The sequence below is a fragment of the Kitasatospora viridis genome (assembly GCF_007829815.1).
Lineage (GTDB): Bacteria > Actinomycetota > Actinomycetes > Streptomycetales > Streptomycetaceae > Kitasatospora > Kitasatospora viridis.
Genome location: NZ_VIWT01000001.1, coordinates 5,136,186 through 5,150,630 on the forward strand (window position 1 = coordinate 5,136,186; position 14,445 = coordinate 5,150,630).

14 protein-coding genes are annotated in these 14,445 nt (G+C 73.3%); 11 read left to right on the plus strand and 3 right to left on the minus strand.

Going from position 1 to position 14,445, the window contains the following annotated elements:
- Window positions 1-100 precede the first annotated feature (100 nt).
- Entirely contained in the window at window positions 101-769 is a 669-nt protein-coding gene (locus FHX73_RS23195; protein WP_145906842.1) for a DUF6230 family protein, read from the plus strand.
- A 3-nt stretch (window positions 770-772) separates the two neighbouring features.
- A complete protein-coding gene (locus FHX73_RS47280) occupies window positions 773-1,294 on the plus strand; it encodes a M50 family metallopeptidase (RefSeq protein ID WP_281292695.1) in 522 nt (173 codons plus the stop codon).
- 113 nt (window positions 1,295-1,407) lie between these two features.
- Here FHX73_RS47280 and FHX73_RS23205 read toward each other — a convergent pair whose 3' ends face one another.
- Window positions 1,408-2,673 carry an MFS transporter gene (locus FHX73_RS23205; protein WP_145906843.1) on the minus strand — a complete coding sequence of 422 codons (1,266 nt, stop codon included), beginning with the start codon at window positions 2,671-2,673 and terminating at the stop codon, window positions 1,408-1,410.
- 261 nt (window positions 2,674-2,934) lie between these two features.
- Between FHX73_RS23205 and FHX73_RS23210 the strand changes: the two genes are divergently transcribed.
- From FHX73_RS23210 to FHX73_RS23235, 6 genes are all read left to right on the plus strand, one after another.
- A complete protein-coding gene (locus tag FHX73_RS23210; protein ID WP_145906844.1) occupies window positions 2,935-3,216 on the plus strand; it encodes a hypothetical protein in 282 nt (93 codons plus the stop codon).
- A gap of 69 nt (window positions 3,217-3,285) precedes the next feature.
- A complete protein-coding gene (gene glmS, locus FHX73_RS23215; RefSeq protein ID WP_145906845.1) occupies window positions 3,286-5,112 on the plus strand; it encodes a glutamine--fructose-6-phosphate transaminase (isomerizing) in 1,827 nt (608 codons plus the stop codon).
- 181 nt (window positions 5,113-5,293) lie between these two features.
- Complete coding sequence (locus FHX73_RS23220; protein WP_145906846.1) at window positions 5,294-6,100, plus strand: SAM-dependent methyltransferase; 807 nt, start codon at window positions 5,294-5,296, stop codon at window positions 6,098-6,100.
- Window positions 6,097-8,241: a putative bifunctional diguanylate cyclase/phosphodiesterase gene (locus FHX73_RS23225; protein ID WP_246213672.1), complete on the plus strand. Its 2,145-nt coding sequence runs from the start codon at window positions 6,097-6,099 to the stop codon at window positions 8,239-8,241. The genes FHX73_RS23220 and FHX73_RS23225 overlap by 4 nt, the downstream gene beginning before the upstream one ends.
- A 129-nt stretch (window positions 8,242-8,370) precedes the next feature.
- Window positions 8,371-9,252 (plus strand): S1 family peptidase, encoded by an 882-nt coding sequence (locus tag FHX73_RS23230; RefSeq protein ID WP_145906847.1) that lies wholly within the window; start codon window positions 8,371-8,373, stop codon window positions 9,250-9,252.
- Between the two features lie 149 nt (window positions 9,253-9,401).
- On the plus strand, window positions 9,402-9,971 hold the full coding sequence (locus FHX73_RS23235) for a methyltransferase family protein (protein ID WP_145906848.1): 570 nt from the start codon (window positions 9,402-9,404) through the stop codon (window positions 9,969-9,971).
- A 7-nt stretch (window positions 9,972-9,978) separates the two neighbouring features.
- Here FHX73_RS23235 and FHX73_RS23240 read toward each other — a convergent pair whose 3' ends face one another.
- Window positions 9,979-10,590 (minus strand): TetR/AcrR family transcriptional regulator, encoded by a 612-nt coding sequence (locus FHX73_RS23240; RefSeq protein WP_145906849.1) that lies wholly within the window; start codon window positions 10,588-10,590, stop codon window positions 9,979-9,981.
- 133 nt (window positions 10,591-10,723) lie between these two features.
- Between FHX73_RS23240 and FHX73_RS23245 the strand changes: the two genes are divergently transcribed.
- Genes FHX73_RS23245 through FHX73_RS23255 form a run of 3 tightly spaced genes read left to right on the plus strand, consistent with a single transcriptional unit; the run spans window position 10,724 to window position 13,211 of the window.
- Window positions 10,724-11,479 (plus strand): SDR family oxidoreductase, encoded by a 756-nt coding sequence (locus FHX73_RS23245; protein ID WP_246213881.1) that lies wholly within the window; start codon window positions 10,724-10,726, stop codon window positions 11,477-11,479.
- Window positions 11,476-12,261 (plus strand): SDR family NAD(P)-dependent oxidoreductase, encoded by a 786-nt coding sequence (locus FHX73_RS23250; protein WP_145906851.1) that lies wholly within the window; start codon window positions 11,476-11,478, stop codon window positions 12,259-12,261. The genes FHX73_RS23245 and FHX73_RS23250 overlap by 4 nt, the downstream gene beginning before the upstream one ends.
- On the plus strand, window positions 12,258-13,211 hold the full coding sequence (locus tag FHX73_RS23255) for an NADPH:quinone oxidoreductase family protein (RefSeq protein WP_145906852.1): 954 nt from the start codon (window positions 12,258-12,260) through the stop codon (window positions 13,209-13,211). The genes FHX73_RS23250 and FHX73_RS23255 overlap by 4 nt, the downstream gene beginning before the upstream one ends.
- Window positions 13,212-13,262: 51 nt before the next feature.
- Here FHX73_RS23255 and FHX73_RS23260 read toward each other — a convergent pair whose 3' ends face one another.
- Window positions 13,263-14,441, minus strand: a complete 1,179-nt coding sequence (locus FHX73_RS23260) for an acyl-CoA dehydrogenase family protein (RefSeq protein ID WP_145906853.1) — start codon at window positions 14,439-14,441, stop codon at window positions 13,263-13,265.
- Between the last annotated feature and the right edge of the window lie 4 nt (window positions 14,442-14,445).

The window sequence follows — 14,445 nt, forward strand, 5'->3', positions numbered from 1 at the left end:
AGGGAGCGTGGTTGATCGCCCGAGGGGGAGCACTGTCCGCGCCAGGACACCGTGCCGCTGAGCTCTCCACCGGCCCCCACCCCCACTTCCTGGAGCAGCCATGCCCGATTCCGTCGACCCCACCTCCGCGACCCCCGAAGCCGCCGAGCCGCAACCGACCCCCGCGCCACGCAGCGGCCGCGGCCGGGTCCGGCTGCGCCGCAGTGCACTGATGGCGATCCCCGCCTGCGTCGCCGGCGGCGTGCTGATGGCGATGACCGCGCAGGGCGTGCTCGGCGCCCAGTTCGCCATCTCCGGGATGGCCTTCACCGTCACCGCCGATCACCTGCACGGCGACGGCTTCGAGCAGTTCGGCGACATGGACAACATGATCCCGAACAGTCCGAACCAGGGGAACACCGGCGGCCAGGTGCTGGTCGCGGTCTCCGCGATCAAGCAGGGCTGGCTCACCAACCTGTGCCAGAGCGTCAACCTGGGCGGCACCAACCTGAAGATCACGGCCGGTGACGCGGGCACCCCGGTGACCGCCAACGGGCTGACCACCGACTCGGACCTGCTCTCCGGCGACGCCTCCTTCAAGAACATCCAGATCGGCGGCGACGCCAGCACGTTCAACGAGGTCCCCGGCGTGCAGGGCAACCAGGGCGTCTTCGGGCAACAGGCCGACACCGTCGACATCCTGAACCTGCGGCAGGACAACTACGCCACCACTGCCGCCAAGTTCAACCTCCCCCACCTGCGCCTCAGCTTCAGCGACACGGGCTGCTGACGGATGGGCGAGCGGACGGCGCACGACCCGGCGGCCGAGTCGGTACAGGCGGAGGTCGAGGCGGAGGTCGAGGCGCAGGCGCAGGCGTCGGCGGAGGCAGCGGCCGACCCGACGGAGCCGGGCCCGGCACCGAAGCGGCGGCGCAGCTTCCGGCAGTGGCGCGGCGCCCGGCCGTTCTGGGGCGGGCTGCTGGTCACCCTGGCGGGAGCGGAGATCCTGTTCACCGAGAAGGCGGCGCTCCCGGTGATCCTGCACATCGGCATGATGGGCCTGGCCGGCTACCTGGTGCCGAGCATGCTGGGGCTCTGCGGACTGCTGCTGCTCTTCAACCCGGCCCAACGGCTGTTCTACTCGATCATGGCGGTGCTGCTCGCCCTCGCCAGCTGGGTCACCTCCAACCTGGGCGGCTTCGTGATCGGCCTGCTGCTCGGCCTGATCGGCAGCAGCCTCGCCTTCGGCTGGCTGCCCGACCAGCCGGAGCGCCGCCGGCTGATCCGTCGCCGGGCACCGGCCGGCGGCTCCTGAGCCGCCCCTGACCAACCGTCACCCCGGCCCCCGCGGGTTCCACCCAGTCCACGGGGGCGGGCCGGTGCGGACGCCCGCGGTGCGAGCGTCCGCACCGCGAGCACCCACGCGGATCAGACGCGGACCTGGTCGGCCGGCTCGCGGCCGAGCTCCGCAGCGAGCTCCTCACCGAGCTCATGGCCGACCTCGGCGCCGGCCCCGTCCGGGGCCGCCCCGCGCCGTGCGCCCACCACCGCGGCCAGCGCGGCGAGCAGTGCGAACCCGGCCACCACCGCGGCCGCCACCGGCAGCACCGCACCGGCCCCGGTCCGCTCCACCAGCGCGCCCGCCAGCGCGGCGCCGGCGGCCGCGCCGAGGTTGTACCCGGTGTTCAGCCAGGCCCCGGCCTCGGTGCGCGAACCGGCCGGCACCAGATGGTCCACCAGCTGGTAGCAGGTGACCAGCAGCACGTCGGAGAAGGCGCCCGCGAGCAGCAGGCCGACCCCGCCGACCGCGACCACCGGCACCCCGGCCGGCAGCGCGTAGCAGAGCGCCGCCGCGCCGGCCAGCAGCAGCGGGCGCCGGCTCAGCGGCACGGGCACCGACAGCCGCCCGTAGAGCAGCCCGCCGACCACGCCGCCGACCGAGAAGAGCGTGGTGAGCACGCCGGTGATCAGCGTCCCCCAGCTCGCGAGCAGGCCGACCTCGGCCATCGCGAGCGCCGCCGCGACCGCCGCGGCCAGGCCGACCAGCGGGAGGAAGCCCTTCGCCAGCAGCGGTGTGCGCCCGCGCCCGGTGGCGCGGCCGGACTCCGCGGGGGCCGGCAGGGCGGCCGCGAGCAGGCCGAAGCCGATCAGCACCAGTACCGCGCAGCTGCCCAGCACCACCGCCGCCGAGCTCGCCGCGACCAGCGAGCCCGCCAGCACCGGCCCGAGCGCGAAGACCGTGGACTCGGCGGCGGTGTCCAGGCTGAGCGCCGACTGCAACTGCGCCTCGTCGGCGGCCAGCCGGCCCCAGAGCGTGCGCATCAGCGGCCCGACCGGCGGCGGGCAGCACCCGGCCAGCACGGCGGTGGCCACCAGCAGCGGAGCGGGCCAGCGCTCGGCGCAGGCGGTGGCGAGCAGCGCCAGCAGCACCGCGTAGACCAGCGCCATCGGCCGCAGCACCGCCGGGTGCCGCTCCACCAGCCGGGCCCGGAACGGCCCGAGCAGCGCGGTGCCCAGGCCCGCGAGCCCGACGGTGGTGCCGGCCAGCGCGTAGGAGCCGGTGCCGGCGCGGACGGCGAGCAGCAGCGGGATGCTGAGCACGCCGTAGCAGAGCCGCGCGGCGAGCGCGGCGAGGAAGAGCCTGCGCGCCGAGGGCAGCGCGAGGACAGCACGGTAGGAGGTGCTGGCAGACATGGGGGTTCTCCGAAGAAATGGCACGCCGCTCGGCAGCGTGCGGGCATGACGGATGGCGTCTACCGCCCACGCCTGGGGGCGGTCTGACGGTCCGTTAATGCCGCTCGGAGAAGAACATGATCAGGAGAGTAGCGGAGTTCCGGTGCTTTGCCACCCCCCGCAGCGGAAGTTGCTGCATCGGTGGGAGATGCTCGCGGATCCTGCCCGAAATCGGGCAGAAATCTTGGTGTTCTCCGTTCGGCGAGCCTAGGCTCACTGCCCGTGCACAGTTCTTCGCCCCAGGCTCCGCACGCGGACCTGATCGCCCACCTCACCCGGAGCAGCGGCCTGAACCCCCGGGAGGCCGCCCGGGTGGTGGCCGAGGTGCTCGCGTACTTCTCGGAGACCACCGCGGAGTTCGTCCAGCGCCGGCACACCGAGCTGCAGGCGCGCGGACTGACCAACGAGCAGATCTTCCAGCGGATCGCCGAGGAACTGCCCGCCCGCCGGGTCGCCGCGCCGCAGCTGTCGGCCCGTCAGCTGCGCCGGATCGTCTACGGCTGACCCGGGCGCCGCGCCACCCGCGCGAACCCGACCACATCGACCACACCGACCAAGGAGCCACCCCTCACCATGTGCGGAATCGTCGCCTACATCGGACCCAAGGACGCCACGCCCTTCCTGCTCGAAGGCCTGCAGCGGCTGGAGTACCGCGGCTACGACTCGGCCGGCGTCGCCGTCACCGGCAAGGGCGCCGGCCTCAAGGTGCGCAAGACCAAGGGACGGGTGGCCGACCTGGCCGCCGCCGTGCCGGCCCGCTTCAAGGGCGCCACCGGCATCGGCCACACCCGCTGGGCCACCCACGGCGAGCCGAGCGACGCCAACGCCCACCCGCACCTGGACAACGCCGGCCGGTTCGCCGTGGTGCACAACGGCATCATCGAGAACGCCGACCAGCTGCGGCAGAAGCTGGTCGCCGACGGCGCGGTCTTCGGCTCGGAGACCGACACCGAGGTGCTGGTCCACCTGATCGCGGCGCACAGCGGCGAGGGCGTGGAGCTGGAGGAGGCGGTCCGGGCCGCGCTGGCCCTGGTGGTCGGCACCTACGGCATCGCGGTGCTCGACGCCGAGCAGCCCGACCGCCTGGTGGTGGCCCGCAACGGCAGCCCGATCGTGCTGGGCCTGGGCGAGAAGGAGATGTTCGCCGCCTCCGACGTCTCCGCGCTGGTCCGCTACACCCGCCAGGTGGTGCACCTGGAGGACGGCGAGCTGGCCGTGGTCCGGGCCGACGGCTTCCGCACCTTCACCGAGGACGCCCGCCCCACCACCCGTCAGCCCTCCACCGTGGACTGGGAGATCGACTCCTACGACACGGCCGGCCACGCGCACTTCCTGATCAAGGAGATCCACGAGCAGCCCGCCGCCGTGGAGCGCACGCTGAGCGGCCGGCTGGACGAGCGGTTCGCCACCGCCCACCTGGGAGGCCTCAACATGGACGCCCGGGAGCTGCGGGACATCCGCCGGGTCAAGATCATCGGCTGCGGATCGGCCTACTACGCGGGCCAGATGGGCGCCCAGCTGATCGAGGAGCTGGCCCGGATCCCGGCCGACTCCGAGCCGGCCTCCGAGTTCCGCTACCGCAACCCGGTGATCGAGCGGGACACCCTCTACATCGCGGTCAGCCAGTCCGGCGAGACCTACGACACGCTGGCCGCCGTGCAGGAGGTCAAGCGCAAGGGTGGCCGGGTGCTCGGCGTGGTCAACACGGTCGGCAGCGCGATCGCCCGGGCCTGCGACGGCGGCATCTACCTGCACGCCGGCCCGGAGATCTCGGTCGCCTCCACCAAGGCCTTCACCTCCACCGTGGTGGCCTTCGCGCTGCTCGCCCTGCACTTCGGCCGGATCAACGACCTCTCGCCGGCCGACGGCCGCCGGATCGTCGAGGCGCTCAAGGCGCTGCCCGGCCAGATCCGGGAGGTGCTGGAGCAGGAGGAGCGGATCGCCGAGCTGGCCGCCGAGTACGCGCACTGCGAGGGCATGATGTTCATCGGCCGGGTGCGCGGCTACCCGGTGGCCCGGGAGGGCGCGCAGAAGCTGAAGGAGATCAGCTACGTGCACGCCGAGGCCTACCCGGCCTCCGAGCTGAAGCACGGCCCGCTGGCGCTGATCAGCCCCGAGCTGCCCACCGTGGCGCTGGTGCCGGACGACGAGCTGCTGGACAAGAACCTCACCACGCTGGGCGAGATCCGGGCCCGGGCCGGGCGGGTGCTGGCCGTCGCGCACACCGCGCCCGACCCGAAGTTCGCCAACCACACGCTGCTGGTGCCCAGGAGCGAGCCCGAGCTGGACCCGCTGCTGCTCAACGTCCCGCTCCAGCTCTTCGCCTACCACGCCGCCGTGGCCCTGGAGCGCGACGTGGACAAGCCGCGCAACCTGGCCAAGTCGGTGACGGTCGAGTAGGTCGGCCCGGGCGGTTCCCAGCCGTCCGGCGGTGACCTGGTAGCTTTCGGGCCATCACCGGACGGCTCTGCTCCGCATAGCTGTACTCTTCGGGCGAGTCGCCGGGTGCTTGCTGCGCATGTGCGTCAGTAGGATGATCTTTGTGCCTCTTGTCTAGTTCTGGGTCGAAAGGGGTCCCCTGATGCGGCGACCGTCGTGGGTGCCCGAGGGCATGGACCTTGACCGCCCGGCGGCGGCCCGGGTGTACGACTACTACCTGGGCGGATCGCACAACTTCGCGGCCGACCGGGAGATGGCCCGGCGGGCGATAGAGATGTGGCCCGACCTGCCGCTGATCATGCGGGCCAACCGGGCCTTCCTGCGGCGGGCCGTGAGCTACCTGGCCGGGCAGGGCTTCACCCGGTTCCTGGACGTCGGCTCCGGCATCCCGACCTTCGGCGCCGTGCACGAGGTGGCCCGGGCGATCCAGCCGGACAGCCGGGTGGTCTACGTGGACCGGGACCCGGTCGCCGTCGCGCACAGCCGGCTGCTGCTGGAGCACGACCCGCTGAGCCTGGTGGTCGACGCCGACCTGACGGACCCGCAGGACCTGCTCTCCCGCCCCGAGGTGGTCGAACTGCTGGCGCCCGGCGAGCCGGTGGCGCTGCTGCTGGTCGCGGTGCTGCACTTCGTCACCGACGAGCAGGACCCGGAGGGCATCCTGCGCCGGCTGCGCGACGCGCTGCCGCCGGGGAGCGCGCTGGCCGTCTGCCACGCCTCCCTGGAGGGCCGCCCCGACCAGGCCGACTCCCACCAGGAGCTCTACAACCGCACCCCCACCCCGATGACCATGCGCTCCAGGGAGCGGATCACCGGCTTCTTCGACGGCTTCGACCTGGTCGAGCCCGGAGTGGTCTACCTGCCCCAGTGGCGCCCCGACGAGCCGGCCGAGGTCGACGAGAACCCGGAGCGGATGGTCGGCGTGGTCGGCGTCGGGCTGTTGCCGTGACCACGCCCGGGCCGGCGGGTGACCCGCGGTCCCGGGCCGTCGACGGTGCCCCGGTGCCGCTGGTGCCGGACCCGGCCCAGTGGGCCCGCCTGCTGCGCAGCAGCCAGGGCGGTGCGATGCACCCCGACGCGCTCAACCAGCTGGTCAGCAGCACCACCAGGCTGCTGCACGAGGCCCAGGCGGCGCGCACCCTGGACCCCGGCCCGGCCGCCGACGCGGGCGCGCAGCTGGTCGAGTCCCAGTTCACCGACCCGGACCTGCTGGCCCGGGCGATCGGCCTGCTGCAGTCCGACGGGGCCGGCCGCCCCGCGCCGCCCGAGCTCTCCGGCGCGTTCGCGGCCGGCTGGGCCGCGGCCCTGCGCGAGCGCACCCTGCAGGAGCAGGAGGCGATCCGGCTGGCCGCCGACACCGCCCGCCGGGACGCCGAGCGGGCGCTGCGCGAGTCCGAGGCCCGGTTCCGGGCGCTCTTCGAGTCGGCCGCGATCGGCATCGGCATCGGCGACGTCGAGGGCAACATCCTCGCGGTCAACAAGGCGCTGCAGGACATCTTCGGCGCCAAGCCGGAGGACCTGCAGGGCCGCAAGGTCAACGACCTGGTGCACCCGGAGGACACCCCGGGCGTCTGGGAGGCATACGAGGAGATGGTGAGCGGGAAGCGCGAGCACTTCTCGTTCGACAAGCCCTACTACCGCCAGGACGGCGAGGTGGTCTGGACCCACCTGACCTGCTCGCTGATCCGCGACGACGACGGCACCCCGGTCTACCAGGTCGCGATGATGGAGGACATCACCGACCGCTACCGGCTCCAGGAGCGGCTGCGCCACCAGGCCACCCACGACCCGCTGACCGGCCTGCCGAACCGCTCGGCCTTCTTCGAGCGGCTGGAGGCGGTCTTCGACTCGCCCGAGCCCGGGGCCCGGTTCGGGCTGTGCTACGTGGACCTGGACGGGTTCAAGGTGGTCAACGACAGCCTGGGCCACGAGATGGGCGACCAGCTGCTGGCCGCCGTGGCGCTGCGGCTGGACGCGGCGCTGCGCCCGCTCGGCCACCTGGTGGCCCGGCTCGGCGGCGACGAGTTCGTGGTGCTGCTGGAGGACTGCCGGGGCGAGCAGGAGGCGGTGGCGGCGGCCAAGACGGTGCTGGCCGCGCTGACCAAGCCGGTGCCGATCGACGGGCACCGGCTGGCCGTCGGCGCCAGCATCGGCGTGCTGGAGCGGCCGGTGGCGTCCACCACCCCGCTGGCCGCAGTGCGCGCCGCCGACCTGACGCTCTACCGGGCGAAGGCGGAGGGCCGGGGCCGCTGGACCCTGTTCGACCCGCAGCGCAACGCCCGCTCGGTCAGCCGGTACGCCGTCTCGGTGCGGATGCCGGCGGCGCTGGACCGGGGCGAGTTCTTCATCGACTACCAGCCGCTGTGCCGGCTGGACGACGGCTCGCTCTCCTCGGTGGAGGCGCTGGTCCGCTGGCGGCACCCGCAGCTGGGCGTGCTCGGCCCGGACGAGTTCATCGGCACCGCCGAGGAGACCGGTCTGATCATGCCGCTCGGCCGCTGGGTGCTGGAGCAGGCCTGCGGTCAGGCGGCCGACTGGGTGCGGCGGTTCGGTGACCGGGCGCCGCACATCAACGTCAACCTGGCGGTCCGCCAGGTGCGCAACACCGGCCTGGTGCAGGACATCGACCGGATCCTGCGGAGCACCGGGCTGGAGCCCAAGCGGCTCCAGCTGGAGATCACCGAGAGCGCCGTGGTGGGGCCGGAGGACGAGTCGCTGCGCGCGCTCAACTCGCTGGTGGACATGGGCGTCTCACTGGCCATCGACGACTTCGGCACCGGCTGGTCGAACCTCGCCTACCTGCGCGACCTGCCGGTCTCCGGTCTGAAGATCGCCGGCTCCTTCGTCAGCGACCTGCGGGACAGCGGGCGGGAGCAGGTGCTCGGCTGGCGGATCGTCGGCGGCCTGGTCTCGCTGGCCCACACGCTGGGGCTGACCGTGACGGCCGAGGGCGTGGAGAACGAGGACCACGCCGAGCGGCTGCGTTCGATGGGCTGCGACCGGGCCCAGGGCTGGTACTTCGGGCGGCCGGTCCGGCCGGAGGAGATCGTCAAGATGATCACCGAGGAGAGCGGGCGCGGGGAGCGGTAGGTCCGGTCGGTGGCGGGTCCGGCCGGCGGGCTCCCAGTGTGCTCTCAGCGGGCTTGCAGGAACCCTTGACGGTTCGTCATGTTCGGGACAAAGTTGCGGGACCCCCACAGCTCTCGGAGGAGCCCGCAGATGAAGACTCCCCTCAGCGGCCTGCTCGCGGTCACCCTGCTGGGCACGGCCGGCGCGTTCGCCGCCGCCGGGCCGGCCGCCGCCGTGACCGCGCCGACCGCGCCGCACGCCGTCCGTGCCCCGCACGCCGCCCGCGCCCCGCACGCCGCCACGGTCGGCTTCGCCGGCACCGTCGCGCTGGACGACTGCTCCGGCTCGGTGGTCCGGATGCCCGACTCGCAGGGCGGTGACCCGGCGCTGGTGCTCACCAACGGCCACTGCCTGGAGACCGGGATGCCCGCGGCCGGCCAGGTGATCACCGACCAGCCGTCCGACCGCACCTTCAGCCTGCTCGCCGACGACGGCAGCCAGCTCGGCACCCTGCAGGCGGTCAAGGTGGTCTACTCGACCATGACCGACACCGATGTGACGCTCTACCAGCTGGACAGCAGCTACGACTCGATCCAGCAGCAGTACGGGACCGCGCCGCTGACCATCTCGCCCGACCACCCGGTGGCGGGCAGCCCGATCGCCGTGGTCTCCGGCTACTGGCAGACCGTCTACAGCTGCTCGATCGACGGCTTCGTGCCGCAGCTGAAGGAGGGCGACTGGACCTGGAAGGACTCGGTCCGCTACACCTCCACCTGCAACACCATCGGCGGCACCTCGGGCTCGCCGGTGATCGACACCGACACCGGGCTGGTGGTCGCGGTCAACAACACCGGGAACGAGAACGGCGAGCGCTGCACCGTCGACAACCCCTGCGAGGTGGACGCGAACGGCAACGTGACGGTGCACCAGGGGACCAACTACGCCGAGGAGACCTACGGGATACCGGCCTGCTTCGGCCCGGGCACCCAGCTGGACCTGACCCTGGCGGGGTGCGCGCTCCCGAAGCCGTAGGCACTCCCGGCGGGCACCTCCCGGCGCGCACCTCCACCCACGGGTGGAGATCGGCGGTCTCCACCCGTGGGCCCATCACGGGGCGGGGGTGTGCGGGGGATCGTGGTGGGGCAAGGTTCCACCGGATCTCCGTGGGAGGAGGCGTCCCGATGTCCCCGACGAGCCTGTTGGCCCTGATCGGCATCCTCTGCTGGCTGGGCTACGAACTGCTGCTGCGCCGCAGGAAGGACGCGGCCGCCGGCACCTGGCAGGGTGACGAGCGAGACGGCAGCTCGACCCGGCTGCTGCTGTCCGCCTACCTGGCCTCGACGCTGCTGCTGGTGGTCTGCGGCCACTGGAGCCTCGGGCTGGTCGCGCCCGGCCCCCGGTACGCCGGACTGGTCGTGCTGGCCGGCGGGCTGCTGCTGCGGGCCTGGGGCATGCGGACCCTGGGCCGGTTCTACACCCGCACGCTGCGCACGGTGCAGGAGCAGTCGGTGGTCCGCACCGGCCCCTACCGGCTGATCCGCCACCCCGGCTACTGCGGCAGCCTGCTGGTCTGGATCGGCTACAGCCTGGCCGAGGGCAGCTGGGTCGCCACCGTGCTGGTCGCGCTGGTGCTCGGCGCGGCCTACGGCTACCGGATCCACAGCGAGGAGCGCCTGCTGGTCGCCGCGCTGGGGCCCGCCTACACCGAGTACAGCCGCCACTCGAAGCGGCTCATCCCGTTCGTCTACTGACGCCCGCTCAGGCGGCGCCCAGCATGCGCAGCACCAGTTCCCCGTAGCGCTCGCCGAGCTCCTCGGGGGTCTCGGTGCTGCGCTCGTTGTACCAGCGGGCCACGTCGATGCCGAGCCCGGTGACCGCGCGCGCGGTGGTGCGGGTGTCGGTGGGGCTGAAGGTGCCCTGCGCGATGCCGGCCTCGATCACCTGGCGGACGGTGTCCTCGATCCGCCGGCGCAGGTCGGCCACCACCGCCAGGTCCTCCTCCGACAGCGCCCGCAGCTCGTAGTTGACGATCCGCCCGATGGTGTGGCCGCGGGCGTGCCAGGCGGTGAAGTCCGCCACCAGGCGGTGCATCTGCTCGCGCGGCTCCGGGGCCTGCGCCACCGCCCGCTCGACCAGGGCCAGGGTGGCCGCGTGCCCGGTCCGGCTGATCTCGGCGAGCAGCGAGGCCTTGGACGGGTAGTGGATGTAGAGCGCGGCCGGGCTCATCCCGGCCTGGGTGGCGATGTCCCGGGTGGTGGTCGCGTGGAAACCGCGCTTGGCGAAGGACTCGACGGCAGCGCTCAGCAGCCGTCTGGCGGCTTCGGGGCGCTCGCCGGGCCAGAGCTCGGCGAGGTGCTGCGCGGTGGTCATGGTGCACATCCTTGCACGACGTCCCAGCTGGTCGGTCTTGACAGGTGTTGCTCGACGGGTGTTGACAGTGTGCGCCGCGCCCCAGATGCTAAGCAAGCGCTTAGTTACCGACGAGTTCGTGATTGGGGTCGCAGTGACGGTGAGTTTCAAGGGACAGGTGGCACTGGTCACCGGAGCCAGCCGGGGCATCGGCCTCGGGATCGCCCGCGAGCTGGTGGCCCGCGGCGCGCGGGTCTGCATCACCGCGCGCAACCCGGAGCCGCTGGCCGAGGCGGTGCAGGACCTCGGCGGACCGGAGCAGGCGATCGCGGTGGCCGGCAAGGCCGACGACCCGGCGCACCAGCAGGAGGCCGTGGACCGCACCATCGCCGCCTTCGGCCGGCTCGACCTGCTGGTCAACAACACCGGCATCAACCCGGTCTTCGGCCCGGTGCTGGACACCGACCCGGTGGCCGCAGCCAAGATCCTCGCGGTCAACGTGCTCGGCCCGCTCGCCTGGACCAGGCTGGCGCACCGGGCCTGGATGGGCGAGCACGGCGGCGCCGTGGTGAACGTGTCCTCGATCGCCGGCCTGCGCACCTCGCCGGGCATCGGCATGTACGGGGTGAGCAAGGCCGCGCTCTCCCGGCTCACCATGGAGCTGGCCGGCGAACTCGGCCCGCGGATCCGGGTGAACGCGGTGGCCCCGGCCGTGGTGAAGACCAAGTTCGCCGAGGCGCTCTACCTCGGCCGCGAGGAGGAGGCCGCCGCGCCCTACCCGCTCAAGCGGCTCGGCGTGCCGCAGGACGTGGCCGGCGCGGTCGCCTTCCTGCTCTCCGAGGACGCCGCCTGGATCACCGGCCAGACCCTGGTGATCGACGGCGGCGTGACCCTCGGCGGCGGCCTGTGACCGGGCCCGCGGCCCCCGAGCGGGTGGTGGTGACCGGCGCCGGCAACGGCATCGGGGCCGCGCTCGCCGAGGCCTTCGCGGCCGCCGGCGCCGCCGTGGTGGTCAACGACCTGGACGCGGACGCCGCCGCCCGCACCGCCGCCCGGATCGGCGCCCTGGCCGTCCCCGGAGACGCGGCCGGCCGGGACGGCGTGGCCGACCTGATCGCCGCCGCCCGGGCCGAGTTGGGCGGGATCGACGTCTACTGCGCGAACGCGGGCGTGGCCCCGACCGGCGGACCGGAGGCGCCCGAGGCGCACTGGACGGCGGCCTGGGAGGTCAACGTGATGGCCCACGTCCGGGCGGCCGAACTGCTGCTGCCCGAGTGGCTGGAGCGCGGCGCGGGCCGGTTCGTCGCCACCGTCTCGGCGGCCGGGCTGCTCACCATGCTCGGCTCGGCGCCGTACTCGGTGAGCAAGCACGCCGCGCTCTCCTTCGCCGAGTGGCTCTCCGCCACCTACCGGCACCGCGGGATCCGGGTGCACGCCCTGTGCCCGCAGGGCGTGCGGACCCAACTACTGGCGGAGGCCGGCGAGTTGGGCCAGGCCCTGATGGGTGCCGGAGCGCTGGAGCCGGCGCAGGTGGCGGCCGAGACGCTGCGGGCGATCGAGCAGGACCGGTTCCTGGTGCTCCCGCACCCCGAGGTGGCCGCCTTCTACGCGGCCCGGGCCGGCGACACCGACCACTGGCTGGACGCGATGAACCGGCTGCAGCGCAAGTTCGTGGTGGAGGAGGAGCGATGAGGGCCTGGCAGGTCGCGGCGGTCGGACTGCCGAAGGACGTGATGCACCTGGTGGACGCGCCGCTGCCGGAGCCGGCCGACGGGCAGGTGCTGGTGCGGGTGCGGGCGGCGGCGGTCAACTTCCCGGACGGGCTGATGTGCCTGGGCCGCTACCAGGCGCAGCCGGCCCTGCCGTTCGTGCCGGGCGTCGAGCTCTGCGGCGAACTGCCGGACGGTACCCGGGTGATCGGCAACCCGGTGACGCCCGGCGGGGCCTTCGCCGAGCACACCCTGATGGACGCGCGGGCGCTCTTCCCGGCCCCCGCCGCGCTGGACGACGCCGAGGCGGCCGCCCTGCACATCGGCTACCAGACGGGCTGGTTCGCGCTGCACCGCCGGGCCGCGCTCAAGCCGGGCGAGACCCTGCTGGTGCACGCGGCGGCCGGCGGCGTCGGCAGCGCCGCCGTGCAGCTCGGCAAGGCGGCCGGCGCCCGGGTGGTCGCGGTGGTCGGCGGGGCCGCGAAGGCCGCCGTCGCCAAGGAGCTGGGCGCCGACCTGGTGATCGACCGGAACGAGCAGGACTTCCCGGCCGTGGTGAAGGAGTTCACCGGCGGCCGGGGCGCCGACGTGGTCTTCGACCCGGTCGGCGGCGAGGCCTACACCGGCTCCACCAAGTGCATCGCCTTCGAGGGCCGGATCGTGGTGGTCGGCTTCGCCAGCGGCACCATCCCGACCCCGCCGCTCGGCCACGCGCTGGTGAAGAACTACACGCTGCTGGGCCTGCACTGGGGCCTGTACAACACCAAGGACCCGGCGGCGGTGCGGGACTGCCACCGGGAGCTGACCGCGCTGGCCGAGGCGGGTGCGATCCGCCCGCTGGTCAGCGAGCGGCTGCCGCTGGAGCAGGCGGCCGACGCGGTGCAGCGGGTGCTGGGCGGGCGCACCACCGGGCGCTTGGTGATCGTGCCCTGAGCATCCGTCAGAGGCCTTGTGCTCGGTGAGCACAAGGCCTCTGACGTACTGTCACTTGCGGTACTTGGCCAGCTCGCGGCGGGCCAGCGAGCGGCGGTGCACCTCGTCCGGCCCGTCGGCCAGGCGCAGCGTGCGCAGGCCCGCCCAGAGCTGGGCCAGCGGGGTGTCCTGGCTGACCCCGGCCGCGCCGTGCGCCTGCACGGCCTTGTCCAGGATCCACTCCACGGTCTGCGGCACCACGATCTTGATCGCCTGGATCTCGGTGTGCGCGCCCCGGTTGCCCACGGTGTCCATCAGCCAGGCGGCCTTGAGCACCAGCAGCCGGGCCTGCTCGATCCGCACCCGGGACTCGGCGATCCAGTCCTGGACCACGCCCTGGGCGGCCAGCGGCTTGCCGAAGGCGGTGCGCTCGCCGACCCGGCGGCACATCAGCTCCAGCGCCCGCTCGGCCACCCCGATCGCCCGCATGCAGTGGTGGATCCGGCCCGGCCCCAGCCGGGCCTGGGCGATCGCGAAGCCGGAGCCGGGCTCGCCGATCAGGTTGGCGGCCGGCACCCGGACGTCCTCGAAGAGCACCTCGGCGTGGCCGCCGTGGTCCCGGTCCTCGTAGCCGAAGACCGTCATGGCGCGCTTCACCGTGACGCCCGGGGTGTCGCGGGGCACCAGGATCATCGACTGCCGGTGCCGCACGTCGGCCTGCGGGTCGGTCTGGCCCATCACGATGAAGACCTTGCAGTCCGGGTTCATCGCGCCGGTGATGTACCACTTGCGGCCGTTGACCACGTAGGAGTCGCCGACCCGCTCGATCCGGGTCTCGATGTTGGTGGCGTCCGAGGAGGCCACCTCGGGCTCGGTCATCGCGAAGGCGGAGCGGATCTCGCCGGCCAGCAGCGGCTCCAGCCACCGCTCGCGCTGGGCCTCGTCGCCGAACTGGGCGAGCAGCTCCATGTTGCCGGTGTCGGGCGCCGCGCAGTTCAGCGCGGCCGGCGCCAACAGGATGCTGCGGCCGGTGAGTTCGGCCAGCGGGGCGTACTGCAGGTTGGGCAGCTCGATGAACAGGTTCCACAGGCCGCGGGCCCGGGCCTCCTGCCGCAGCTCGCGGATCACCGCGGGGGTGGACCAGTCGGCGTTCAGCTCCAGCCGGGACTCGGCGGGGTAGACCCGCTCCTCCAGGAAGGCGGTGAGCCGCTCGGTCAGTTCGAGCGTCTTGTCGTCGAAGGCGAAGTCCATTGCT